The organism is Methylobacterium sp. 22177, assembly GCF_052045615.1.
GTDB lineage: Bacteria > Pseudomonadota > Alphaproteobacteria > Rhizobiales > Beijerinckiaceae > Methylobacterium > Methylobacterium radiotolerans.
Map to the genome: position 1 here is coordinate 1 of NZ_JBQEPK010000010.1, position 23,119 is coordinate 23,119.

Here is a 23,119-nt window from a genome sequence, read left to right on the forward strand (position 1 = left end):
CGCCGGCCCTCGGTCTGCGCCCGGGCATCGCCGGTCAGCTTGCCGATGGCCTCCTTCACCGAGCCCTTGAGGTGCTCGGCGGAGGGTGTCTTCCTGTCTTCGGTCATGGGCGCCCCGTCCTGCGTGAGAAAACCCTGGCCGACCGGAAGATGTGCGCCGGGCGTGGCCGATCAATGGTGTGGTTGTACCAGTATGGCGGTATCTATCCGTCAGAGATGTTCAGGGGAAAACCGTTCTCGCGCCCCCAGACGACCGCCTCGCTGCGCTTGTGGATGCCGATCTTGCGGTAGAGCGCGGCGCCGTGATTGCGCACCGTGTTGCGCGACAGGCCGAGCTTGCGCGCGATCGCGTCGTCGCTGAGCCCCGAGCAGATCAGGTTGAGGATCTGGCGCTCGCGCACCGTCAGGTTCGGCGCCACCGCGTCGCCCGCCTCCCGGCCCGGCCGGCGCAGGTTGGCCAGCTTCTCGATCAGCCCGCGGCTGAACCACGACGTGTCGGCCATCACCGTCTCGATCGCGTCGAACAGCTCCCGCTCGGTGTGCTTGCGCTCGGTGATGTCCTGCAGCACCAGCAGCACGAAGGCGGTCTCGTTGATCGTGATCCGCTCGGCCGAGACCAGGCAGTCGAGGTTCGCACCGCTCTCGTGGCGCAGGCAGACCTCGACGCCCAGCACGTAGCCCTGGCGCTCCAGCGCGGCCTCGACCTGCAGGCGCTGCTTGTCGGCGACCCACAGCCCGGCCTCCGCCAGCGAGCGGCCGACGACGCGGTCCTCGCCCAGGCCGAAGACCCGGCTGAACGCCTCGTTCACGCCCGTGACCTGGCCGTCGTCGGCGCGCACCAGCACGGTCGGCACCGGCGTCATCCGGAACGCCGTGGCGAAGCGCTCCTCGCTCTGGCGCAGCGCGGCCTCGGCTTTGCGGCGCAGCTCGAGGTCGGCGAAGGTGAACAGCATGCAGGGCTCGTCGCCCATCGCGATCGGCTGCCCGGCGACGATCACGAAGCGGCTGCCGCCGTCGGGCAGGTCGAGGCAGGCCTCCATCTGCGGGATCGTGCCGCCGGCGTTGAGGCGCGCGACGGCGAGGTCGCGGTTGCGGGCGCCGGCCAGGACGTCGACCTCGTAGACGCTGCGGCCGATGACGGCGTCGCGGGTGTGGCCGGTCATCTCCAGGAAGCCGTGGTTGACCTTGACGTGGCGCAGGTCGGACAGCCGCGTGATCACGGCCGGGGCCGGGTTGGCGTTGAAGGTGCGCTCGAACCGCTCCTCGGCCTCGAACTGGTCGGAGACGTCCTTGAGGATCAGGGCGAGGCAGCTCGGGTTGCCGTCGCGGTCGGTGGCCACGAGGCTGCGCAGGGAGTGGACGAAGTCCACGTCAGGTCTGTCGGCCCGCCGCACCTCGACCACGACGTCGTGGAAGCGCTCGCCGGCCACGACGCGCTCGATCGGGTACTGGTTGGGCACGATGTGGTTGCGGTAGCGCAGGCAGAAGCGGTCGCGGTAGGCGTCGACGGTGGGGCCGAGCTCGTCGAGGCTCTGGGCGCCGTGCATCGCCAGGGCGGCGGCGTTGGCGTAGGCGATGGTCTGGTCGGGCTCGACCAGGATCACGCCCTCGCTCAACCCGGCGATGATCTGCCGGAGCTCATGCCTGTCGACCCCCGCCGTCACAGCTCCCGCGCCCCCCGCCTGCCATCACTGCCCTCGCGGCAGCGGGGCACAAACGGGTTGCGCACAAGCCGGTTCCTTCATCTAAGTTATTTTCCTGGTATACGCGCATCATTGACGCGGGCGATTTGGGCCAAAGATGAGTGCTCGCAGCGCCGCGACGCCGTTCCCGCGCGATCTCGGCCCCCTTCTCAGCAGACGTGGCCATGCCGAACGCGCAGGATATTGACCGACCATTGCGGAGCGCCGCGGAGCACGAGGTCGTGATCTCCGGATCGGGCATCCGATCCGGAACGAGTCTGCGGCAGGATTTTCCAGAAGTTGCAGATCTCGACGAAAATTCGCGCTTAGGGCGCCTGCTCGGCCGCCTGTCGGAGGCCGCGGCCGCCGCGGAGTCCGAGGGGCAGGTCCCCGCCGGCTTCGGAGCGGCGCTGATCGAGGCCGTGCCGGATCTGCGCCGCCGCGCGCTGACGCTGATCCGCGACGCCATCGCGGGCGACGTCCAGGGAGACGACCTCGTGCGGCTCACCCTCCTGAAGGCCTGGGAGCGCCGGGCGGAGTTCCGGAGCGGCACCGGGATGCCCGATCGGCTCGTCACGATCCTGCGCAGCCGCCCCGTCAGCGGCCGCGTGGCGTACCGCTTCGCGGCGCCGGATCCCGACGATGTCAGGTCGGCGGCGCTCCGCGCCGGGCCGGCCGGCACGCGCGCTGTAAACCGGCATGTCTGCTGAAGCGGTCCACCGTGGCGCCGGCCCACGTCTCGCCGTACCGCGGACGCCGCGGCGTCGTGTGAGAAAAGCGGCGTACTGGTAAAAATCTCTCATTCACATGAGTGTGTTAGGCCCCATATCGCGAACGTGGAACGCGCCGTGCGCCCTCGGGTGTCGGCGGGTTCCGGACCCTTTCTTCGAGGTTGTGCCGGGCGGATGGCCCTCTTGTCCGGCACGGCCGCGAGGCCGGGCGCCCGCGCCGCTCCGGGCGCGCGTCCGGCCCGTTGCCCTTCCCTCCGCCGGCCCGCGCCCCGGGCGCGGGGCTTCGGAACGGCCTGTCCCGGCCGACGGCTCCCCACGCGCCGGACCGCCCGACGGGGTCGCCCTGCGGGGATGCCTCCCACCCGAGATCACCACAGAGGAGATCATGACCCGATTTCGCGCTGCACTGCTCGCGCCCGCCCTGATCGTCGCGGTCTGCACCGCGACGGGAGCCGCCGCGGCCAACCGGTTCGACGGGTCCTGGTCGGTCATCGCCACCGCGGAGAGCGGGAGCTGCACGGGCCCCTACAGCTATCCCATCGTCATCCGGGACGGGGCCGTGGACGACGCCGGCGGCAACGGCGTCGACGCCTCCGGACGGGCCGGGGCGGATGGCCGGATCACCGGCACGATCCGCAAGGGGCTCGCCAGCGTCTCGGTCTCGGGCCGCCTGCGCGGGTCCGCCGGGACCGGCCGCTGGACGCTCTCGGGGCTCGGCGCCTGCGCGGGGCGCTGGACGGCCCGCCGCACCAGCTAGGGCTCGGGGCCGGCGGCGGCCGGTCCTTCGCCGACCCGGTGCGCCGCACGGTCAGACGCTCAGGATGGCCCAGCCGTGGGCCGGCAGGGTCACGCGGGCCCCGGCACCGCCGGCCTCGGCGAGGTCGCCGCCGCCGGCCTCGATCGCCCGGGCCTCCGGCACCGGCAGCGTCGCGGCCGCGTCGGCGAGGTTCAGGGCCGTCATCACCCGCGCGCGCCCGTCGCCCAGCGCGAGCACGAGCTCTGCGTTGGCGAGGTGCAGCGTCCGCGCCCGCGCGCGGTGCAGCCCGCCCTGGCGCCGCCGGAGGGCGATCAGATCCTGGTGCAGCCGGTAGACCGGCCAGCCGTACGGGGCGAGATCCGCGGGCGTCGGCGGGAAGGCCGGCCGGATGGCGTCGTCGCCGCCGACCCGCTCCTCCTTCACGCCGCGGAAGGCCTGCTCGTCGCCGGCGTAGATCGAGGGCGTCCCGCCGCAGGTCAGCAGGATCGCCAGCGCGTGCGGCAGGTGCCGCTCGTCCGTGAGCCGGCTCGCGATCCGCGTCACGTCGTGGTTGCCCACGAAGGTCAGGGGCGCGAACCGGTCGAGATAGCCGTTGTGCCGGTCCAGGGCGTGAGCCAGCTCGAACAGGTTGCGATCGTTGAGGGCGCTCCAGATCGCCTTCCACAGCTCGTACTGGGTCACCGCGTCCAGGCCGCTGTCCTGCACGATCCGGGCGTAATCGCCGTGGATCACCTCGCCGACAACGTAGGCCTCCGGATGCGCGAGGCGGACCTGCCGCAGGACGCGCGCCCAGAAGCGCGGCGGCACCGCGTAGGCCGCGTCCAGCCGCCAGCCGTCGGCGCCCCGGGCGATCCAGTGGCCCATGACGGCGGCGACGTGGTCGGCGACGCGCGGATCGTCGTGGTTGAGCGTGACGAGCTGCCGGTGCCCCTCGAAGCAGGCGTAGTCCGGCTCGATGCCCGGGCCGGAGCCCCGCGGCCAGGACAGCCTGAACCAGCCGGCCCGCTCGGATCCGGGCCCGTGCCGCAGGACGTCCTGGAAGGCGGGGTGGGCCCGCCCGACATGGTTGAACACGCCGTCGAGCAGGACCCGGAGGCCGCGGGCCCGGGCCGCCGCGATCAGCGCGTCGAAATCGGCCTCGTCGCCCAGGCGCGGGTCGATGCGGAAATGGTCGACCGTGTCGTAGCCGTGCGTGGAGGCCGCGAAGATCGGCCCGAGCGCCAGCCCGGACGCGCCGAGCTCGACCGCGTAGTCGAGCCAGCCGTGCAGGTGGGAGAGGCGGTGCGTGACCGGGGCGGCGGGCTCGGCCTCCTGGGGGGCCCCGACGAAGCCGAGGGGAAAGACCTGCCACCAGACAGTCTGTTCGATCCAGGACGCCACCCGACCTCCGTCCACTGCCAATCGGGACCGAACCCCGTCGCGCCGCGATGGTTGCAGGCGCCGGTGCGGGCGCCGGTGCAGGAGCGGGATCTTGGCCGCCCCGGCCGCGGCCTCGACCGCCGGTTTCCCCGTTCGACGAAGCGGCGCCGTCCGGGACGCGCGCCTCCGCGGCGCGGGCGAGCGCCGTCGTGGCGCGTCGGCACGCGGTGCGGCGATCCTCCGACAGGTCGGATCCGGGCGTGGCGGCGGGCGCGGTCACGGGCCGCGAGCGGCTCGGAATTCGAGATCGGGTGGGTGGCGCGGGGCGCGGGAAGATCTCCGCCGACCGCCGCTAAGTCCCGGCCGCGACAGCGGTATCGCCGCGGCGCCGGGGTGCTGACTTGTCACCAGGAAAGCCTGGTGGAGCTGAGGGGATTCGAACCCCTGACCTCCGCAGTGCGATTGCGGCGCTCTCCCATCTGAGCTACAGCCCCGTCGAGGCGCCGGCCTTGTAGGCGCGGGCGGCTCGGCCTGTCAATTCCCTGTTTCAACGTCGCCCGCCGCGCGCCGCTCCGGCGCCCGGGTGCGGGCGCCCCGAAGGACACGCGCGGACCCGCATGAACGCCCTGATCTGGCTCTTCGACACGGTCGTCCAGCTTTTCATCTACGTCCTCATCGCGAGCGCGGTTCTCAGCTGGCTGGTGGCGTTCAACGTGGTGAACGTGCGCAACCCGATCGTCGCGCAGATCGGCGAGGTGCTCTACCGGCTGACCGAGCCGGTGCTGCGGCCGATCCGCAACCTGCTGCCCAATCTCGGCGGCGTCGACATCTCGCCGATCATCCTGATCCTGCTGCTGCTGTTCATCAGCCGCCTGCTGCACGAGTACGCCGTGCCCGCCACCTACGTTTACGCGCAGTAGGACTGCCCGCCCGTGAAGACGAATCCCGGCCGCTTCTTCGAGGATTTCCGCCTCGGCGAGACCATCCGCCACGCCACCCCGCGCACCGTGACGGTGGGCGACGTGGCGCTCTACACCGGCCTCTACGGTCCGCGCTTCGCCGTGCAGTCGTCGGACGCCTTCGCCCGGGCCATCGGCTACCCGAAGAGCCCGCTCGACGACCTGCTCACCTTCCACATGGTGTTCGGCAAGACCGTCCCGGACGTCTCCCTCAACGCGCTGGCCAATCTCGGCTACGCCGAGGGCGGGTTCCGGCGGCCGGTCTATCCGGGCGAGACGCTCTCCACGGTGTCGGAGGTGATCGGCCTCAAGGAGAGCTCGAACCGGCAGACCGGCGTGGTCTATGTCCGCTCGGTGGGGTCCGACGAGCGCGGCGAGACCGTGCTGAGCTATTGCCGCTGGGTGCTCGTGCGCAAGCGCGACCCGGAGGCGGCGATCGCCGAGGAGCACGTGCCGAGCCTCGCCAAGGTGGTCGACCCGCAGGACCTCGCGGGCGCCCTGCCGAAGCTCTCGGCCGCCGCCTACGACACCGACCTCGCCGGCAGCCCGCACCGCTTCGCGGATTACGCGGTGGGTGAGAAGATCGACCACGTCGACGGCATGACCGTCGAGGAGGCCGAGCACCAGATCGCCACGCGCCTGTTCCAGAACACCGCCAAGGTGCATTTCGACGGGCTGGCCGCCAAGGACACCCGCTTCGGCCGGCGCCTGATCTACGGCGGCCACGTGATCTCGCTGGCGCGGGCGCTGAGCTTCAACGGGCTCGGCAACGCCTTCGCCCTCGCGGGCATCAACGCCGGCCGCCACGTGGCGCCGCTGTTTTCCGGCGACACGGTCTATGCCTGGAGCGAGGTGCTGGCGACCGCCGATGTCGGCCGCGACGATGTCGGGCTCCTGCGCCTGCGCACGGTCGCCACCAAGAACCAACCCTGCGGTGCCTTCCCGGACCGCGCCGGCGACGGCTACGACCCGGCGGTGATCCTCGACCTCGACTACTGGGCGTTCGTGCCGAAGTAGGCGGCCGCGGCGCCTCGGTCGCCGCGCCGCAAGGCGGGACCGGCGGGGGCGCCTCAGCGGATCCCGCCGCCGACCACGCCCGCCTCGACCGCCAGCGAGAGGCGGTCCGTGACCGCCCACTCGACGCCCACGCCGGCGACCGGCCGCACCGCGATGTCCTGGCGCGTGAACGGCAGCGACCCCGGGGTCGGCCCGACGCGCAGCGTCTGGTGCAGGGCCAGGGCGCCGGTCTTGGCGTAGACCAGGACGTCCGGCGCGACGAGGGTGCCGACCTTCACCTCCAGCGATCCGGCGAAGTCGTTGGAATAGGCGAGCCGCCCGTAGCCCGGCGTGAGGTTGCCGCCGAGGCCGGCCAGGTAATCGAACCCGCCGCTGATGCCGTAGAGGATCGGGCCCTCCTGCCACATCCGGCCGCCCTCGAACCCGACGGTCGGTCCCGAATAGCTGCCGAAATGCCGGGACGTGCTGACCGCGTAGCCGGTCGAGAGGCGGGCGTAGGAGCCGGTCCAGCGGCCGTACGCGTCCTCGGGCATCTGCGGCCACGCGAAGGAGGGCAGCGGCGCGAAGCCGATGGACGGCCAGAACAGCGCCTGGGCGGCGGCGGGGCCTGCCGGGAGCCAGCAGGCCCCGAGCACGAGGCCGGCCGCGAGGCGGCGGAACGGACGGGAATCGGCGCGTCTGCTCATGCCGCCATCCTACCCGAAGGCGTCGGGTCGCGACAGGCTTGGCCGTGCCCTCCCGCGGAATCGTGCGCGTCCCGCCCGCCCGTCGCCGGCCGGGGCCGCGGCGGCGGGCGGGCGATCGCCGCGGGGCCGGGCGCTCAGATTTTTCCGTCGAGGCTCATCTGGTAGTACTTGTGGGTGATCTTGTCCTGGTTCTCGAGGAGCCAGTCGATCGAGGGCTCGTTGGTCATGGCCTTGCGGATGGCCTCGGTCATGCCCCTGCGCTGGATGTCGAACAGGGCCTTGTGGTCGACGTGCTGGGCCTCGATGACGCCGGGGCTGAGCCAGACCGAGCAGATGATGCCGAGGTCGTTGGCCTTGTGCTTGGGGATGTAGCCGGCGCGCACGGCATCCAGGACGCCGTTGGCGATGGCGAACTGGACGGTGCCCATCAGGATCGAGGTGTACTTGCTCTCGGTGACGCTGACCTTGGACACGCACAGGGTGACCGGGCGGACCATGATGTCGGTGTTGAGCAGGGCGAAGACGCGGCTGTGCCCGACGACCTGATCGCCGGTGAGCGTGGCCAGGGCGGTGCCGACCGGCCCGTCGAGCTCGCCGATGATGACCTCGGGCTCGGAGGCGGTGTTGGGCGGTCCGCCCGCCACCAGGGCCTCCCCGGCCCGCAGGATGATGCGCTCGTTCATGCTGTCCCTCGTCAAGGTCGGGCGATCCCGCTCTGCCCGACGGCGCGGCACCTAACACCGGCTCGCCGGACCTGTCGACGCGGGCGGGCGCGCGCCACCCGTGGCGGCTCCGCGGCGCCGGAGGAGGGGGCGGCCGTCGCGGCCGCCGGGTCAGTCGCGCACGACGACCTTGGTACCGACGCGAACCCGGTCGTAGAGGTCGACCACGTCCTTGTTGGTCATGCGGATGCAGCCGGAGGAGACCGCCGCGCCCATCGTCTCGGGCTCGTTCGACCCGTGGATGCGGTAGAGCGAGGAGCCGAGATAGAGGGCGCGGGCGCCCAGCGGGTTGTCCTGGCCGCCGGCCATGTAGCGCGGCAGGTCGGGGCGGCGGGCCAGCATCTGCTGCGGCGGGCGCCAGTCCGGCCATTCCTTCTTCATGGTGACGGTCTTGGTGCCGGACCACGAGAAGCCCTGCCGCCCGACGCCCACGCCGTAGCGGACCGCCGCGCCGCCGCCGAGCACGTAGTAGAGCCGGCGCTGGCGGGTCGAGACCACGATGGTGCCGGGCTTCTCCTTGCCGGTCCACGCCACCGTCTCGCGCGGGATCGCCTGGCTGCGGAAGATGTTGAGGAAGTCCGCGATCGGACCCCTGTCCAGCGGGTTGGCGGCCGCCGCCGGGGCGCTCCCGAGCAGCAGGCCCGCGAGCCCGAGTAGCGCGATCCGTCTCGACATCGTCTTCCGTCCTCCGTTCGTGGCGGCGCGGGTTCTCGCGGACCTTTGCGGACCTTGGCAGACATGGCCCGGGCCCGCGCGAGAACCCTGCGCGCATCGGGCCAGCCGGCCCGGACTTCACGGCAAGGTTGAGGCCGGGTCGCCGGCATGGACACTTCCGGGCGTAGATGTGTGCTGCGCGCAACACTGGGCGGGTGGCGCGACGCCGTGGGTGATTGCGCGCGGCGACAGCCATGCTTATCTCAGATCCGTGATCCGATCCGCCGCCCTTCTGGCCCGCCGCGTCGCGGACCTGCCGGACCGCCTCGCCAGGGGCCTCGCCGCGCTGGCGCTGCTCGTCCTCGCGACGGTCGCGCTGGCGGCTGTGCCCGCGCGGGCCGAGACCGCGCGGGCGGAGGGCCCGGCCTGCGCCGTCGCGAGCCCGCGCCTGACGGTCCTGTCCGGCGCGCCGGACGCGCAGCCCGAGGCCAAGCGGTCGGTCTTCGGCCGCACCGATCTCTGCGCCGCCGACAGCGAGATCCCCACCGAACTGGGGCTGCCGCGCCCGCCGGTCGACGCGCCGCGCCCGCGTCACACTGTCTCCGCATCGTTCGATTACAGGTCCGACAGCGTGCCGGCCTCCGCGCCGGACGGTTCGCCGCACCGGCCTCCACGCCGGGCCTGACGCGCGCCCCGGTCTCGCGGCCGGCATGAAGGCGCGCTCGTCCTGATCTTCGTCTGACCGGCCCCGTGACCGGTCCCGGGATCTGACTCGACGATGCGCGGGCCCATGCTCCGCGCCAGCCTCAGCAGACGCATGCTTTCAGGAGCGTCGGTAATCGTGACCCGCACTTTGTCCGCCAGAATCCCGTCGTCGTTCCGCGCCTCGGCCCGCGCGACCGCCCTCCTGCCCGCGGCCCTGCTCCTGCTGGGCGTCGCCGCCTGCAACCCGAAGCAGGTCGCCGCGCCGACCCCGCCGGTGCCGGAAGTCGGGTTCGTCAAGGTGGAGCCCCAGGCGATCCCGTACCTGCGCGACCTGCCGGGCCGCGTCGCGCCGATGCGCATCGCCGAGGTCCGCTCCCGGGTCTCCGGGCTCGTGGTCAAGCGGCTCTTCGAGCAGGGCAGCCAGGTCAAGGAGGGTGACATCCTCTACAAGATCGACCCGGCGCCCTACGAGGTCGAGCTCGCCAGCGCCGAGGCGGCCCTCGCCCGCCAGGAGGCCGCCCTGGTGCTCGCCCGCCAGCAGGCGGACCGGCTCGAGCAGCTGCTCTCCCGCGCCACCGCGAGCCAGGCGCAGTACGACGCCGCCTTCGCGGCCAAGAAGCAGGCGGAGGCCGAGGTGGCCGGCGCCAAGGCGACCCGCGACCGGGCGCAGCTCAACCTCGGCTGGACCGACGTGCGCGCGCCGATCACCGGCCGCATCGGCCGGGCGCTGCTCACCGAGGGTACCCTGATCGAGCCGGGCTCCACCGGCGCGCTCGCCACGATCCAGCAGCTCGACCCGATCTACGTCGACATCACCCAGTCGGTTGGCGAACTGAACCGCCTGCGCCGGGACCTCGCCAGCGGCGAGCTGGCGCGGCTCGAGGACAACACCGCCAACGTCCACCTGATCATGGACGACGGCTCGCTCTACCCGCTGGCCGGTCGGCTGCTGTTCTCGGACGTCACCGCCGATCCGAGCACCGGCCAGGTGACCCTGCGGGTCCAGTTCCCGAACCCGCACGACGAGCTGTTCCCCGGCATGTACGTGCGGGCGCGGATCAAGCAGGGCATCGATTCCGACGCGATCGCGGTGCCGCAGCAGGCGATCCAGCGCACCGACGACGGCCGCGCCGAGGTCTGGATCGTGCGCGCCGACGAGACCGTGATGCGCCAGCCCGTCGAGGTCGGGCCGGTGGTCGGGCAGAACTGGCTGATCCGTTCGGGCCTCAAGGCCGGCGAGCGCGTCATCATCGACGGCTTCCAGAAGATCACTGTCGGCGCCAAGGTGAAGCCCCTCGACCAGACCCCGGTCCACGGCGAGACCGGACCGAAGCACGACACCGACGAGGCCCCCGACGTGCCGGGCGACAAGGCGGAGGTCGCCCCGCGGGCCGCCGCCGTCCAGCAGCGCCGCTGAGTCCGGGAGAGCCCGATCATGGCACGCTTCTTCATCGACCGCCCGGTCTTCGCCTGGGTGGTGGCGCTGTTCATCTGCCTGGGCGGCGCCCTCGCGATCCCGAACCTGCCGGTGGCGCAGTACCCGGTGATCGCGCCCCCCTCCATCGCCCTGTCCACGGCCTATCCGGGGGCCTCGGTGGAGAGCCTCTACATCGGCACGACCCGGCTCATCGAGGATGAGCTCAACGGCGCCGCCAACATCATGAGCTTCGAGTCGACCACCGACTCGTTCGGCTCGGTCAACATCACCGCCACCTTCCAGCCGGGCACCGACCCGTCGCTCGCCTCGGTCGAGGTGCAGAACCGGCTGAAGCGCGTCGAGGCGCGCCTGCCCGCGGAAGTGCGCCAGCAGGGCATCCTGGTGGAGGAGGCCTCGGCCGCGACCCTCAACATCATCACCCTCGTCTCCACCGACGGGTCGATGGACGAGGTCGGCCTCGGCGACTTCCTGATCCGCAACGTCATCAACGAGATCCGGCGCATCCCCGGGGTCGGGCGCGCGACGCTCTACTCCACCGAGCGGTCGCTGCGCGTCTGGGTCGATCCCGACAAGCTGCGCGGCCTCTCGCTCAGCGCCTCGGACGTCACCGACGCGATCCGCAACCAGAATGTCCAGGTCGCCTCCGGCTCGGTCGGCGCGCAGCCGAGCCCGACCCGGCAGGCGCTCACCGTGCCGATCATCGTGAAGGGCCAGCTCGGCACGATCGAGGAGTTCGGCGCCATCGTGCTGCGGGCCAATCCCGACGGCTCGAACGTGCGCCTGCGCGACGTCGCCCGGATCGAGCTCGGCGGTGACGCCTACCAGTTCTCGACCCGGCTGAACGGCGGCCCCGCCGCCGGCATCTCGGTGACGCTCGCCCCCGACGGCAACGCGCTCGAGACCGCCAAGGCGATCCGCGCCAAGATGGTGGAGCTGTCCCAGTTCTTCCCGCCGGACCTGAAGTGGGACATCCCCTACGACATCACCCCGGCGGTGGAGGCCTCCATCGAGAAGGTGCTGCACACGCTCGTCGAGGCGGTGGTGCTGGTCTTCCTCGTGATGTTCCTGTTCCTGCAGAACATCCGCTACACCCTGATCCCCACCATCGTGGTGCCGATCGCCCTCATGGGCACCGTCACGGTGATGTGGATCTCGGGCTTCTCGGTGAACGTGCTCACCATGTTCGGCATGGTGCTGGCCATCGGCATCCTGGTCGACGACGCCATCGTGGTGGTCGAGAACGTCGAGCGGATCATGAACGAGGAGGGGCTGCCCCCCAAGGAGGCCACCAAGAAGGCCATGGGGCAGATCACCGGCGCGATCATCGGCATCACCCTGGTGCTGGTGGCGGTGTTCATCCCGATGGCGTTCTTCCCCGGCTCGGTGGGCATCATCTACCGACAGTTCTCGATCGCGATGGTGACCTCCATCGCCTTCTCGGCGCTGCTCGCCCTGTCGCTGACGCCGGCGCTCTGCGCGACCTTCCTGAAGCCGATCGAGAAGGGCCACGGCCACGCCAAGGGCGGCGTGTTCGGGATGTTCAACCGGTTCGTCGACCGGGAGACCGCCCGCTACGGCCGCGGCACCGCGGCGTTCATCCGGAAGTCCGGTCGGGTGATGCTGGTCTACGTCGCGCTCGTGGCGGGCACGGCCTACGCCTTCGTCAACCTGCCGGAGGGCTTCCTGCCGGTGGAGGACCAGGGCTTCTTCACGGTCGACGTCCAGACGCCCCCGGGCGCCTCCTACAACCGCACCCAGGAGGCGGTGCGCAAGGTCGAGGAGCACCTGCTGGCGCAGCCCGGCGTCGCCACCGTGACGATGCTGAACGGCTTCTCGTTCTCCGGCCAGGCCCCGAGCACCAGCCAAGCCTTCGTGACCCTGAAGCCCTGGTCCGAGCGCGACGCCAAGAACTCGGCCGCCGCCCTCGTGGCCGGCACCAACGCGGCGCTCGCCAGCTACCGCGACGCCACGGTGGACGCCCAGGAGCCGCCGCCGGTCGACAACCTCGGCAACGCGGCGGGCTTCTCGTTCCGCCTGCAGGACCGGGCGAACCGCGGCTACGCGGCCCTGCTCTCGGCCCAGGAGCAGCTCCTGAAGCTCGCGCAGCAGAGCCCGGTCCTGCAGAAGGTGAAGATCGAGGGCCTGCCGCCGACCCCGCAGGCGGAGCTGGTCATCGACCGCGAGAAGGCGGCGGCGCTCGGCGTGAAGTTCGAGGACATCAACAACACGATCCAGCTCAACCTCGGCTCGGTCTACCCGAACGACTTCCCCAACCGCGGCAAGATGCAGCGCGTCTACGTCCAGGCCGAGCAGCTCCAGCGCATGAACGCGGCGGACATCCTCAACTACGCGGTGAAGAACGCCACCAACACGATGGTGCCGATGTCGTCCTTCGCGGAGCTGAAATGGAGCATGGGGCCGAGCCAGATCGTCGGCTTCAACGGCTACCAGTCGGTGCGCTTCACCGGCGAGCCGAACCCCGGCTACACGTCGGGCGACGCGATCGCCGAGATGGAGCGGCTGATGCTGCAGCTGCCCAAGGGCTTCGGCTACGCCTGGACGGGCCAGTCCTACCAGGAGAAGCAGGCGGGCAGCCAGGCGAGCCTGCTGCTCGCCCTGTCGGTGCTGATCGTGTTCCTGTGCCTCGCCGCGCTCTACGAGAGCTGGGCGATCCCGGTCTCGGTGATGCTGGTGATCCCGCTCGGCGTCATCGGCGCGGTGGCGGCCGTGTACCTGCGCGGCATGCCCAACGACGTGTACTTCAAGATCGGGCTGATCACGATCATCGGCCTCTCGGCCAAGAACGCGATCCTGATCGTGGAGTTCGCCCGCGACCTCTGGAAGCCCGGCACCTCCGTGGTGCGGGCGGCGATCGAGGCCGCGACGCTCCGGTTCCGGCCGATCGTGATGACCTCGCTCGCCTTCATCTTCGGCGTGGTGCCGCTGGCCATCGCCACCGGCGCCGCCTCGAAGAGCCAGCAGGCGATCGGCACCGGCGTGATGGGCGGCATGATCACCGCGACCGTGCTGGCGGTGTTCTTCGTGCCGGTGTTCTTCGTCGTCGTCATGCGCCTGTTCCGGCGCAAGGCGGTGGCGGAGGGCGAGCGGGCCGAGGCGGAGACGCGGCACGAGCCGGCGCGCGTGGCGGCCGAGTAGGCCGGCCTCGGCCGTGCGCTCTGGCGTCCGGTCGACGTCTTCGTTGGGTGCCGGCCGCTCCGTCATCACGGGCGGAGAGTAGTGACCCAGGGTCGCACGACGCCGCGAGGCGTGGCGCCGCCCTGGCTCGCCTCGCTGCGCTCGCAAAGACGGGGCGCGTCACAGCCATCGATCGGACATGGCGATGAAGCGGGGAAAACGCGCTTTGCAAGGCGACTCATGTCGCGCAGCCGCGACAGGCTCGGCCATCGTCTTGTATACAGCTGGTCCGAAGCTTGCTGTCGCCGCGGTGGACACCGCCGGGGCTGCCGGCCGGTGGCGCATTCACGGTCTCGGAGATCCGCTTGTCCCGTTCAGCCCTGAAGATTCTCGCCCGCGGCGTGTCCGCGGTCGCGGTCGCGACGTTCGCGTTCGCCGCGCTGCCCGCGCAGGCCGCCAACGTCTTCCGCTTCGCCTTCCAGGGTGACCTGAAATCCCTCGATCCCTACTCCCTCAAGGAGAGCTTCACGGAAGGAATGCAGGAGGCGGCCTACGAGCCCCTCGTCACCCTCGACAAGAACCTGAAATTCGCGCCCGCCCTCGCGGAATCCTGGGAGACGCCCGAGCCGACCCGCTGGCGCTTCCACCTGCGCAAGAACGTCAAGTTCCACGACGGCTCGCCGTTCACCGCCGACGACGTGATCTTCTCCGCCCAGCGCGTCCGCGCGCCGGGCTCGAACTTCACGACCAACGTGCCCGCCGACGCCGAGTTCGTGAAGGTCGACGACTACACCGTCGACATGGTGCTGAAGAAGCCGAACCCCATCGCCATCGCCCAGTTCCCGACCTGGGTGATCATGTCGAAGGCGTGGTCCGAGAAGAACGGCGTCGTCCAGCCGACGCCGCCCAGCGCCACCAGCCCGAGCTACGCGACGCTCCACGAGAACGGCACCGGCCCGTTCGTGATCGCCGAGCACCAGCCCGGCGTGAAGACCGTCTTCAAGAAGTTCGACGGCTACTGGGGCAAGGTCGAGTCGAACCTCGACGAGGCGGTGCTGACCACCATCGCCAACCCGGCGACCCGCGTCGCGGCGCTGCTCTCCGGCGAGGTCGACTGGATCGACCCCGTGCCGCTGCAGGACCAGCAGCGGGTCAATGCCAGCGGCACCGCCACCGTGATGGCCGGGCCTGAGTTGCGCACGATCTTCCTCGGCATGGATCAGGACCGGGACGAGCTGAAGGATTCGAGCGTCAAGGGCAAGAACCCGTTCAAGGACATCAAGGTCCGCGAGGCCTTCTACCTCGCCATCGACGAGGACACGATCGCCAAGCGCGTGATGCGCGGGCAGGCGGTGCCCTCCGCGCTGATGATCGCCCCGGCCCTCTACGACCGCGGCGCCGAGTTCAAGCGCCCGGCCACCGACCTGAAGAAGGCCAAGGAGCTGATGGCCCAGGCGGGCTACCCGGACGGGTTCTCGCTCACCATGGACTGCCCCAACGACCGCTACGTCAACGACGAGGCGATCTGCCAGGCGGTGGTCTCAATGCTGGCGCGTATCAACGTCAAGGTGAACCTGAACGCCCAGCCGAAGGCCAAGTACTTCGCCAAGGTTCTGGCGCCGAACTACGACACCTCGTTCTACCTGCTCGGCTGGACCCCGTCCTCGCTCGACAGCCACAACATCCTCTACGAGATCGTCGGCTGCCGGAAGCCCGGCGACAAGTCGGGCCGCGGCGGCTGGAACCTCGCGGGCTACTGCGATCCGAAGATCGACGAGATCGCCGACAAGGTCGAGGGCGAGACCGACAAGACCAAGCGCGACGCCCTGATCAAGGAGGGCTTCGACGTCCTCAACGCCGACTGGGGTTACATCCCGCTGCACCAGCAGGCGCTCGCCTGGGGCGTCTCCAAGAAGGTCCACCTGACCCAGCGCGCCGACAACCTGCTCCTGCTCTACTGGGTGTCGAAGGACCCGCAGTAGGAGCGCGGCGTGCTCGCCTTCCTGCTGCGCCGGGTGATCCAGGCGGCCGCGGTCCTCGCGGTCGTCGGGCTCATCACCTTCGCGATGTTCCGGTTCGCGGGCGATCCCGTGAACCAGATCGTCGGCCCCGACACCACCGTGGCCGAGCGGGCCCAGATCCGGACGGATCTGGGCCTCGACGATCCGGTGCTGGTCCAGTTCGTCCGCTATGCCGGCAACGTGGTGCGGGGCCAGTTCGGCATCTCGTACCAGTTCCGGCAGCCGGTCTCGCAGCTCTTGGCCGAGCGCATGCCGGCGACGCTGGAGCTCGCCTTCTGCGCCACGGTCTTCGCCCTGGTGGTGGGGATCCTGATGGGCGTGTACTGCGCGCTCTTCCGCGAGTCCTGGCTCGCCGGGCTGTTCCAGGCGGTCTCGCTGATCGGGATCAGCCTGCCGACCTTCCTGATCGGCATCCTCCTGATCTACCTGTTCTCGGTGACGCTCGGCTGGCTGCCCTCCTACGGGCGGGGCGACACGGTCCGGCTCGGCTGGTGGACCACCGGCTTCCTCACCGCCTCCGGGCTCAAGGCGCTGATCCTGCCCTCGGTGACGCTCGGCCTGTTCCAGATGACGCTGATCATGCGGCTCGTGCGCGCCGAGATGCTGGAGGTCCTGCGCACCGACTACATCCGCTTCGCCCGGGCGCGGGGGCTGACCACCCGGGCCGTCCACCTGCGGCACGCCCTGAAGAACACCCTGGTGCCGGTGATCACCATCGCGGGCCTCCAGCTCGGCTCGGTGATCGCCTTCTCGATCATCACCGAGACGGTGTTCCAGTGGCCCGGCATGGGCCTGCTCTTCGTCCAGGCCGTGCAGAACGTCGATATCCCGATCATGTCCGCGTACCTGCTGCTCGTCGCGCTGATCTTCGTGACCATCAATCTCGTGGTCGACATCCTCTACACGGTGGTGGACCCGCGCCTGCGGCTGCCCGCCGGGCGGACGGCGTGAGGGCCGCTGACATGAAGATCTGCCGATGAGCGGATACGACCTCGATGCCGGCGATGCCCCGCCGGTCCCATTGCCGGAGGCGAAGCCTTCGCGGCTCGCGCGCTGGCGCGAGTCCGACCTGCTGGCGAACTTCCTGCGCTCGAAAACCGCTGTGGCGGCGCTGGTCGCCACCGTGCTGATGGTCGGGCTCGCCTTCGCGTCGCCGTGGATCGCGCCGCAGAACCCCTACGACCCGGCCCAGCTCGACCTGATCAACTCCAACCTGCCGCCGATCTGGCAGGCGGACGGGCAGGCGCCGTACTATCTCGGCACCGACGACCAGGGCCGGGACGTGCTCTCGGCGGTGCTGTACGGCCTGCGCCTGTCGCTGATCGTCGGCGTGCTCGGGGTGGTGACCTCCGGGATCCTCGGCATCGCGCTCGGCCTGATCGCCGGCTACGCGGGCGGCTTCCTCGACACGCTGATCATGCGGGTCGCCGACGTGCAGCTCACCTTCCCGGCGATCCTGATCGCCCTGGTGGTCGACGGCGTCGCCAAGGCGAGCTTCGGCAGCGCGCTGGATGTCGGGCCGCTGATCGGGCTGATCGTGGTCTCGATCGGCCTGTCCTTCTGGGTGCAGTACGCCCGGACCGTGCGCTCCTCCGTGATGGTCGAGAAGGGCAAGGACTACGTCCAGGCGGCGCGGCTGATCGGCCTGTCGCCGCCGGTGATCATGGTCCGCCACGTCCTGCCGAACGTCACCGGCCCGGTCTTCGTGATCGCGACGATCAACCTCGCGCTCGCGATCATCACCGAGGCGACCCTGTCGTTCCTCGGCACCGGCCTGCCCGAGACCATGCCGTCGCTGGGTACCCTGATCCGCACCGGCAACCGGTTCCTGTTCTCCGGCGAGTGGTGGATCGTCGCCTTCCCGGGGCTGGCGCTCGCCGGGCTCGTCATCGCCATCAACCTCCTGGGGGATTGGCTGCGCGACGCGCTCAATCCGAAGCTGCAATGAGCGACACCGTCCTCTCCGTGCGCGACCTGACGGTCGCCTTCGACACCCGCCGCGGGCCGCTCACCGCCATCGACCGGGTCTCGTTCGACATCGGCCGCGGCGAGATCCTGGGCGTCGTCGGCGAATCCGGGGCCGGCAAGTCGGTGACCGGCTCGGCGGTGATCGGGCTCATCGACCGGCCCGGCCGGATCGCCGGCGGCGAGATCCGCCTGCGCGGCGAGCGCATCGACAACCTCTCCCCGGAGGCGATGCGGCGCGTGCGGGGCCGGCGCATCGGCATGATCTTCCAGGATCCGCTGACCTCGCTCGACCCGCTGTTCCGGGTGGGCGACCAGATCGTCGAGACCCTGCGCACCCACACGGACCTGTCCGCCAAGGCCGCCCGCACCCGCGCCATCGACCTCCTGGCCGAGGTCGGCATCCCGGCGCCCGAGCGGCGCATCGACGGCTACCCGCACGAATTCTCCGGCGGCATGCGCCAGCGGGTGGTGATCGCCCTCGCGCTCGCGGCCGAGCCGGAGCTGATCATCGCCGACGAGCCGACCACGGCTCTGGACGTCTCGGTCCAGGCCCAGATCATCACGCTCCTGAAGCGCCTCTGCCGCGAGCACGGCACCGCCGTGATGCTGGTGACCCACGACATGGGCGTGATCGCCGAGGCCGCCGACCGGGTGGCGGTGATGTATGCCGGGCGCGTCGCCGAGATCGGCCCCGTCGCCTCGGTGATCGCCAAGCCCCACCACCCCTACGCGGTCGGCCTGATGGGGGCGATCCCGACCCTGTCGCAGGAGGCCGACCGGCTGAGCCAGATCCCCGGCTCGATGCCGCGGCTCACCGCCATCCCGAAGGGCTGCGCCTTCAATCCGCGCTGCCCGAAGGTCTTTGCCCGCTGCCGGGTCGAGCGGCCGGAGCCGATCCCGGTCGACGCGAGCCGGGTGGCCTGTCACCTGTACGATGCAGCGGAGCAAGCGGCGTGAGCGCCTACGTCGAAGTCACCGACCTGCGCCGCCGGTTCGACGTCTCGAAGCCCTGGCTCAACCGGGTGATCGAGCGCGAGCCCCGGAAATTCCTCACGGCGGTCGACCGCGTCGGCTTCGCGATCGAGAAGGGCGAGACCTTCGCGATCGTCGGCGAATCCGGTTCCGGCAAGTCGACGGTGGCCCGCATGGTGGTCGGCCTGCTGCCGCCGAGTGCGGGCGAGGTGACGATCACTGGCGTCTCGATGACCGACCCGCGCCAGGCCGCGGCCCGGCGGCGCCTGCGCGCGCGCATCCAGATGATCTTCCAGGACCCCTACGCGTCCATGAACCCGCGCTGGCGGGTGGGGAAGATCATCGCCGAGCCGATCCGGGCCTTCAACCTGATCCACGGCGAGGGGGCGATCCGCGCCCGGGTGAGCGAACTGTTGGGCCTCGTCGGGCTCCACGCCGACGACGCGCGGAAATACCCGCACGAATTCTCCGGCGGCCAGCGCCAGCGGGTGGCGATCGCCCGGGCGCTGGCGAGCCAGGCCGAGTTCCTGGTGGGCGACGAGCCGACCTCCGCGCTCGACGTCTCGGTCCAGGCGCAGATCCTCAACCTGATGCGCGACCTGCAGGACCGGCTCGGGCTGACCTACCTGTTCATCTCCCACAACCTCGCCGTGGTCCGCCACATGGCGACCCGGGTGGGGGTGATGTATCTCGGCCGCCTCGTGGAAGTCGCGTCCGCCAAGGACCTGTTCGCGACGCCCCGCCACCCCTACACGCGGATGCTCCTCGACGCGGTGCCCGACCTCGCCCATGTCGGCCGCGCCCGGGTGCCGGTCTCGGGCGAGATCCCGAACCCGATCGACCCGCCGCCCGGGTGCACCTTCCACCCGCGCTGCCCGCTGGCCAACGACCGCTGCCGGACCGAGGTGCCGGCGCTCCTCGACGGCGTCGCCTGCCACGCCGTGCAGGAGGGGCGCGCCTGAGGGACCGGCACTGAGCGGCCGCCCGCGGCCTGCCGTTGCGCTCGGCCCGGGCAGGCGCTATGGCCCGTCCCGATGGGGATGGAGTTCCCCGAAACCGCCCGTCAGGGCTGATGACTCCTACCGCGAAACCGGCGGTGGGAGTGCGTCTTGCAAGCACCCGCCGCGACGGCGGGTTTCTCATGCCCGCCCGACGAACTGGAGCGCGCATGTCCTTCACCACCTGCATCCTGGTCATGATCGGCGGAGCCCTCGGCACGCTGGCCCGCTACGTCGTCTCGGTGCTGGCGCTGCCCATCAGCCGCGACCTGCCCTGGGGCACGATCCTCATCAACGTGACCGGCTCGTTCATCATCGGCCTGTTCGGCACGCTGACCCTGGCGCAGGGGCGATTCCCGGTCTCCGAGAACGTGCGCCTGTTCGTGATGATCGGGCTCTGCGGCGGCTACACGACCTTCTCGTCGTTCAGCCTCCAGACCCTCGACCTCATGCGGAACGGCGCGGTGGTCCGCGCCATGGTGAACGTGTGCGCCTCGGTGGTGCTCTGCGTCCTCGCGGTCGCGCTGGGCCACGTCGTGGCGGCCCACTGGAACGGCGGCGCCGTGCAGATCGCCCAGGTGAGCATCGAGGAGGACGGCTGACCGGACGGCGACCCGCAACGGCGGGCATGGGCCGCCGCGGGGCTCACGGGCCCCGGCGCGGCCCGGCCCTCACGCGTCGCGCCACTGCGCGAAGGTCGCGGCCTGGCCCACCGTCGCGCCGTCGCGGTCGAGCTGCCAGACCACCGCCTGGTCGATCCAGAAGCGCCGTCCGTCCTTGGCGATCCGCAGGCCGCGATAGCCGCGGCTGAAGCCGTCCCGGGTGACCGCGTCGAGGAGCCGCTGCCGCTCGGCCCGCTCGGGAGCCTCGGCCGAGAGCCGCGAGGGCAGGCCGACGAGTTCGTCCCACGCGTAGCCGAAGCAGGCCTGCGCGGTCCGGTTGGCGTAGACGAAGCGCGGATCCGCGCCGCCGTCATGGGCGAGCACCGCGAAGGGGGCCTCCGCGTAGAGCCAGTCCGCGTCGGCTCCCGCCGGCACCAGGGACTCGCCGAGTCGCCGCGCGTAGCTGCCGGTGAGCAGGGCGAAGAAGTCCGGGTCGTGCGAGAGGTCCGTCATGATCCGCTACAGGACTGGGTCCGCGTCGATGCGCATGCGCAGGATCGCGTAGGGCGGCTGCTGCAGGTCCCGGCCGCGGTTGAATTCCGGCCGCCGGTTGACCTGGGCCGCCGAGATATAGAGCCAACGGTCCGGGGTAATCCAGAAGGTGTCGGCCCAGACCAGCCGGTCGTCGGCGGCCAGCACCTCCACGGTGCCGTCCGGCAGGCGCCGGCCGACCGCGTTGTGCTCCTGCAGGCTGAGATAGACCCGGTCCTCGGAATCGGTCGTCAGTCCCCCGGTCATGCCCTTCTCGCCGAGATCCCGGACCGCGGCGGCCACGGCCGCGTCCGGGACGTCCGGGTCGCGCAGGGCCGCGGTCTCGACCGCGTAGAGCCGCCGGCTCATCAGCGGCGCGTAGTAGAGGCGGCCGCCGTCCGGGCTGATCGCGATGCCGTTGGCGCCGCCCTTCGGGCTCTTCTCGGGCGCGTCGCCCTTCCGCTCCATCACGGGGCGGCGCTCCACGAACTTGACCAGGCCCTCCTCGGATCGCGTGCTGGCATGGTCCGCGAGGCGCCGCACCACCCGCCCGCTGTCGAGGTCGACCGCCAGGATCGCGCCCGCGCCGGTCTGGCCCTGGTCGGTGACGTAGGCCAGCGCGCGGCCGTCGCGCACGTCGACCCGCAGGTCGTTCAGGGAGGAATCCGGAACCACGCCCGCGTCGAGGGGGATCGTCCGGCGGATGCTGTTCCGGCCGATATCGATCGCCAGGATCTTCGCGCCGCCCGGCACCGGCCGGCCCTTGCCCTCCGGCAGACCGGCATCGAGCACCCAGAGGGTGTCGTGGCGGTCGAAGACGCCGTTGGGGACGTGGAACAGCGACGCCTGCGGCGCCCCCGGATCCGGGCGGTTGGTCGCCGCGTCCGGGTAGGGCTTCACCGACCCGTCGGGCAGCACCTCGCCGAGGGTGATCGGCTCGGCGCCGGTGAAGCGCGGCATCATCACGAAGATCCGGCTGCCCCGGGCGATGGCGAGCCCCGTGGGGGTCGAGGGCGCGTCCGCCGCGACGGCGAGCTCCAGCGTCCCCACCGGCCGGCTCGTCGGGGGCGACGGCGCCGCGGCGCGCGCCGCGGGGGCGGCGAGGGCCGCGAGACCCGTTCCGAGCAGGCGGCGGCGATCGAGGCGCATGGGGATCCTGTCGCGGAGCTTGTCGGGGCGAGGGCCTTGGCGCGCCGCTCAACCCGTGGGGGTGCCGGCCCAACGCGCGGGCCCGGTGCCCGATCCCCCGACGCCGCATCTGGACGGAAGCCCGGCGCAGACCCGCGCGCCCGGCGATCGGGAGCCGCCTGCGGGCGGTCCACAGGTGCCGGGGCGCGACGCTGGCCCCGGCCCGCGGCGGCACGCTAAGCACGGTCGGGCCGGGCGTTCGATTCGGCGCCGCGCGGGCCGCGGCCCGGGCAGGCGATGTGGAGAGGTGGGACACGCATGGATCCCGAAGGATCCGAACCGGCGCCGGAGACCGCGCCCCGGCCCGCCGCCGGACCGCTGCGGGTCCTCGCCCTGGCCGTGCAGAAGGGCGGGACGGGCAAGACCACCCTGGCGGCCTCCCTGGCCGTCGCCGCCGCGGAGGCGGGCGAGCAGGTGACGGCGCTCGATCTCGACCCGCAGGGCTCGCTGGCCGGATGGGGAGCCCTGCGCAAGAATGACGGCAGGAGCGGGAGCGACGCCGTCGCGGTCGACCGGGTCCAGCCCTGGGAGATGGGCCAGCTCTCGGAGATCCTCGGCATCCTCGCCGAGCAGGGCACGACGCTCGCCGTCCTCGACACCGCCGGCAGCGCCTCCGGCCTCGCGCCCGCGCTGAAGGACGCCGATTTCGTCCTGATGCCGGTGCGCCCCTCGCGGCTCGACATCGTGGCCGCCCGGCCGACGCTCCAGGCGCTCGTCGGCCTCGGCCTGCGGGAGCGGCTGGCCCTGGTGCTGAACCAGTGCCCGCCGCCGCCCTCGCCGCGCACCAGCGCCTACGCGGCGCAGCTCCGCGCCCTGGGCGTCCTGGCCGAGCCCGGGATCATCCACCGGGTCGACCACCAGGACGCCCTGGCGACCGGGCTCGGCGTCACGGAATTCGCCCCCGGCAGCCAGGCCGCCGAGGAGGTCCGGGCGCTGTGGGCCTGGATCGACGGGAAGATGCGGGCGGCGCCCGCCCGCTGAGATCGGCCCTCCGC

21 protein-coding genes, 1 tRNA gene and 1 riboswitch are annotated in these 23,119 nt (G+C 71.4%); of the genes, 14 read left to right on the forward strand and 8 right to left on the reverse strand.

Features of this window, described 5'->3' with window-relative positions; translation table 11 throughout:
* Positions 1-202: 202 nt before the first annotated feature.
* Positions 203-1,663: a helix-turn-helix transcriptional regulator gene (locus ACTJK8_RS11785; RefSeq protein ID WP_440761956.1), complete on the reverse strand. Its 1,461-nt coding sequence runs from the start codon at positions 1,661-1,663 to the stop codon at positions 203-205.
* 260 nt (positions 1,664-1,923) lie between these two features.
* On the opposite strand from ACTJK8_RS11785, the gene ACTJK8_RS11790 reads away from it, so the two are divergent.
* Positions 1,924-2,391, forward strand: coding sequence for an RNA polymerase subunit sigma-70 (locus tag ACTJK8_RS11790; protein ID WP_440761957.1), 468 nt, complete (start codon positions 1,924-1,926; stop codon positions 2,389-2,391).
* A gap of 406 nt (positions 2,392-2,797) precedes the next feature.
* The gene (locus tag ACTJK8_RS11795) at positions 2,798-3,169 is read left to right on the forward strand and encodes a hypothetical protein (protein WP_012321382.1); all 372 of its coding nucleotides are present in this window, start codon (positions 2,798-2,800) and stop codon (positions 3,167-3,169) included.
* A gap of 51 nt (positions 3,170-3,220) precedes the next feature.
* On the opposite strand, the gene ACTJK8_RS11800 is transcribed toward ACTJK8_RS11795, so the two are convergent.
* Positions 3,221-4,549, reverse strand: coding sequence for an alpha-amylase family glycosyl hydrolase (locus tag ACTJK8_RS11800; protein WP_053621388.1), 1,329 nt, complete (start codon positions 4,547-4,549; stop codon positions 3,221-3,223).
* 397 nt (positions 4,550-4,946) lie between these two features.
* Positions 4,947-5,022, reverse strand: a tRNA-Ala gene (locus ACTJK8_RS11805).
* Between the two features lie 123 nt (positions 5,023-5,145).
* Here ACTJK8_RS11805 and ACTJK8_RS11810 point away from each other — a divergent pair.
* Positions 5,146-5,448, forward strand: coding sequence for a YggT family protein (locus tag ACTJK8_RS11810; protein ID WP_010684838.1), 303 nt, complete (start codon positions 5,146-5,148; stop codon positions 5,446-5,448).
* A 12-nt stretch (positions 5,449-5,460) separates the two neighbouring features.
* On the forward strand, positions 5,461-6,504 hold the full coding sequence (locus ACTJK8_RS11815; RefSeq protein WP_012321384.1) for a MaoC family dehydratase: 1,044 nt from the start codon (positions 5,461-5,463) through the stop codon (positions 6,502-6,504).
* A 53-nt stretch (positions 6,505-6,557) separates the two neighbouring features.
* Here the strand turns inward: ACTJK8_RS11815 and ACTJK8_RS11820 are convergent, their stop codons facing one another.
* From ACTJK8_RS11820 to ACTJK8_RS11830, 3 genes are all read right to left on the reverse strand, one after another.
* On the reverse strand, positions 6,558-7,190 hold the full coding sequence (locus ACTJK8_RS11820; RefSeq protein ID WP_012321385.1) for an outer membrane protein: 633 nt from the start codon (positions 7,188-7,190) through the stop codon (positions 6,558-6,560).
* Between the two features lie 134 nt (positions 7,191-7,324).
* Complete coding sequence (locus tag ACTJK8_RS11825; RefSeq protein ID WP_440761958.1) at positions 7,325-7,873, reverse strand: formaldehyde-activating enzyme; 549 nt, start codon at positions 7,871-7,873, stop codon at positions 7,325-7,327.
* Positions 7,874-8,023: 150 nt separating this feature from the next.
* On the reverse strand, positions 8,024-8,587 hold the full coding sequence (locus tag ACTJK8_RS11830; protein WP_012321389.1) for a L,D-transpeptidase: 564 nt from the start codon (positions 8,585-8,587) through the stop codon (positions 8,024-8,026).
* A gap of 250 nt (positions 8,588-8,837) precedes the next feature.
* Here ACTJK8_RS11830 and ACTJK8_RS11835 point away from each other — a divergent pair, with 250 nt between their 5' ends.
* The 9 genes from ACTJK8_RS11835 to crcB all read left to right on the forward strand — a co-directional run bounded on the left by ACTJK8_RS11835 (position 8,838) and on the right by crcB (position 20,405).
* Positions 8,838-9,251 (forward strand): hypothetical protein, encoded by a 414-nt coding sequence (locus tag ACTJK8_RS11835; protein WP_024828775.1) that lies wholly within the window; start codon positions 8,838-8,840, stop codon positions 9,249-9,251.
* Positions 9,252-9,407: 156 nt separating this feature from the next.
* Positions 9,408-10,688, forward strand: a complete 1,281-nt coding sequence (locus tag ACTJK8_RS11840; protein ID WP_024828774.1) for an efflux RND transporter periplasmic adaptor subunit — start codon at positions 9,408-9,410, stop codon at positions 10,686-10,688.
* 18 nt (positions 10,689-10,706) lie between these two features.
* On the forward strand, positions 10,707-13,865 hold the full coding sequence (locus ACTJK8_RS11845) for a multidrug efflux RND transporter permease subunit (RefSeq protein ID WP_127992251.1): 3,159 nt from the start codon (positions 10,707-10,709) through the stop codon (positions 13,863-13,865).
* Positions 13,866-14,209: 344 nt separating this feature from the next.
* Positions 14,210-15,826 (forward strand): ABC transporter substrate-binding protein, encoded by a 1,617-nt coding sequence (locus tag ACTJK8_RS11850; protein ID WP_012321393.1) that lies wholly within the window; start codon positions 14,210-14,212, stop codon positions 15,824-15,826.
* A 9-nt stretch (positions 15,827-15,835) separates the two neighbouring features.
* A complete protein-coding gene (locus ACTJK8_RS11855) occupies positions 15,836-16,816 on the forward strand; it encodes an ABC transporter permease (protein ID WP_440761959.1) in 981 nt (326 codons plus the stop codon).
* A 25-nt stretch (positions 16,817-16,841) separates the two neighbouring features.
* On the forward strand, positions 16,842-17,813 hold the full coding sequence (locus ACTJK8_RS11860; RefSeq protein ID WP_440761960.1) for an ABC transporter permease: 972 nt from the start codon (positions 16,842-16,844) through the stop codon (positions 17,811-17,813).
* Complete coding sequence (locus ACTJK8_RS11865; RefSeq protein ID WP_440761961.1) at positions 17,810-18,790, forward strand: ABC transporter ATP-binding protein; 981 nt, start codon at positions 17,810-17,812, stop codon at positions 18,788-18,790. Before ACTJK8_RS11860 ends, ACTJK8_RS11865 begins: the two co-directional genes overlap by 4 nt.
* Positions 18,787-19,767 (forward strand): ABC transporter ATP-binding protein, encoded by a 981-nt coding sequence (locus tag ACTJK8_RS11870; protein ID WP_012321397.1) that lies wholly within the window; start codon positions 18,787-18,789, stop codon positions 19,765-19,767. Before ACTJK8_RS11865 ends, ACTJK8_RS11870 begins: the two co-directional genes overlap by 4 nt.
* A gap of 65 nt (positions 19,768-19,832) precedes the next feature.
* A riboswitch (Fluoride riboswitch) is annotated at positions 19,833-19,894 on the forward strand.
* Positions 19,895-19,973: 79 nt separating this feature from the next.
* Complete coding sequence (gene crcB, locus ACTJK8_RS11875) at positions 19,974-20,405, forward strand: fluoride efflux transporter CrcB (protein ID WP_116656362.1); 432 nt, start codon at positions 19,974-19,976, stop codon at positions 20,403-20,405.
* Positions 20,406-20,474: 69 nt separating this feature from the next.
* Here crcB and ACTJK8_RS11880 read toward each other — a convergent pair whose 3' ends face one another.
* Together ACTJK8_RS11880 and ACTJK8_RS11885 are read right to left on the reverse strand one after the other, a co-directional pair.
* Entirely contained in the window at positions 20,475-20,918 is a 444-nt protein-coding gene (locus ACTJK8_RS11880) for an MEKHLA domain-containing protein (RefSeq protein ID WP_012321399.1), read from the reverse strand.
* A gap of 6 nt (positions 20,919-20,924) precedes the next feature.
* Positions 20,925-22,085 (reverse strand): SMP-30/gluconolactonase/LRE family protein, encoded by a 1,161-nt coding sequence (locus tag ACTJK8_RS11885; protein ID WP_440761962.1) that lies wholly within the window; start codon positions 22,083-22,085, stop codon positions 20,925-20,927.
* Positions 22,086-22,382: 297 nt separating this feature from the next.
* Here ACTJK8_RS11885 and ACTJK8_RS11890 point away from each other — a divergent pair, with 297 nt between their 5' ends.
* Entirely contained in the window at positions 22,383-23,105 is a 723-nt protein-coding gene (locus ACTJK8_RS11890) for a ParA family protein (protein WP_012321401.1), read from the forward strand.
* Positions 23,106-23,119 lie beyond the last annotated feature (14 nt).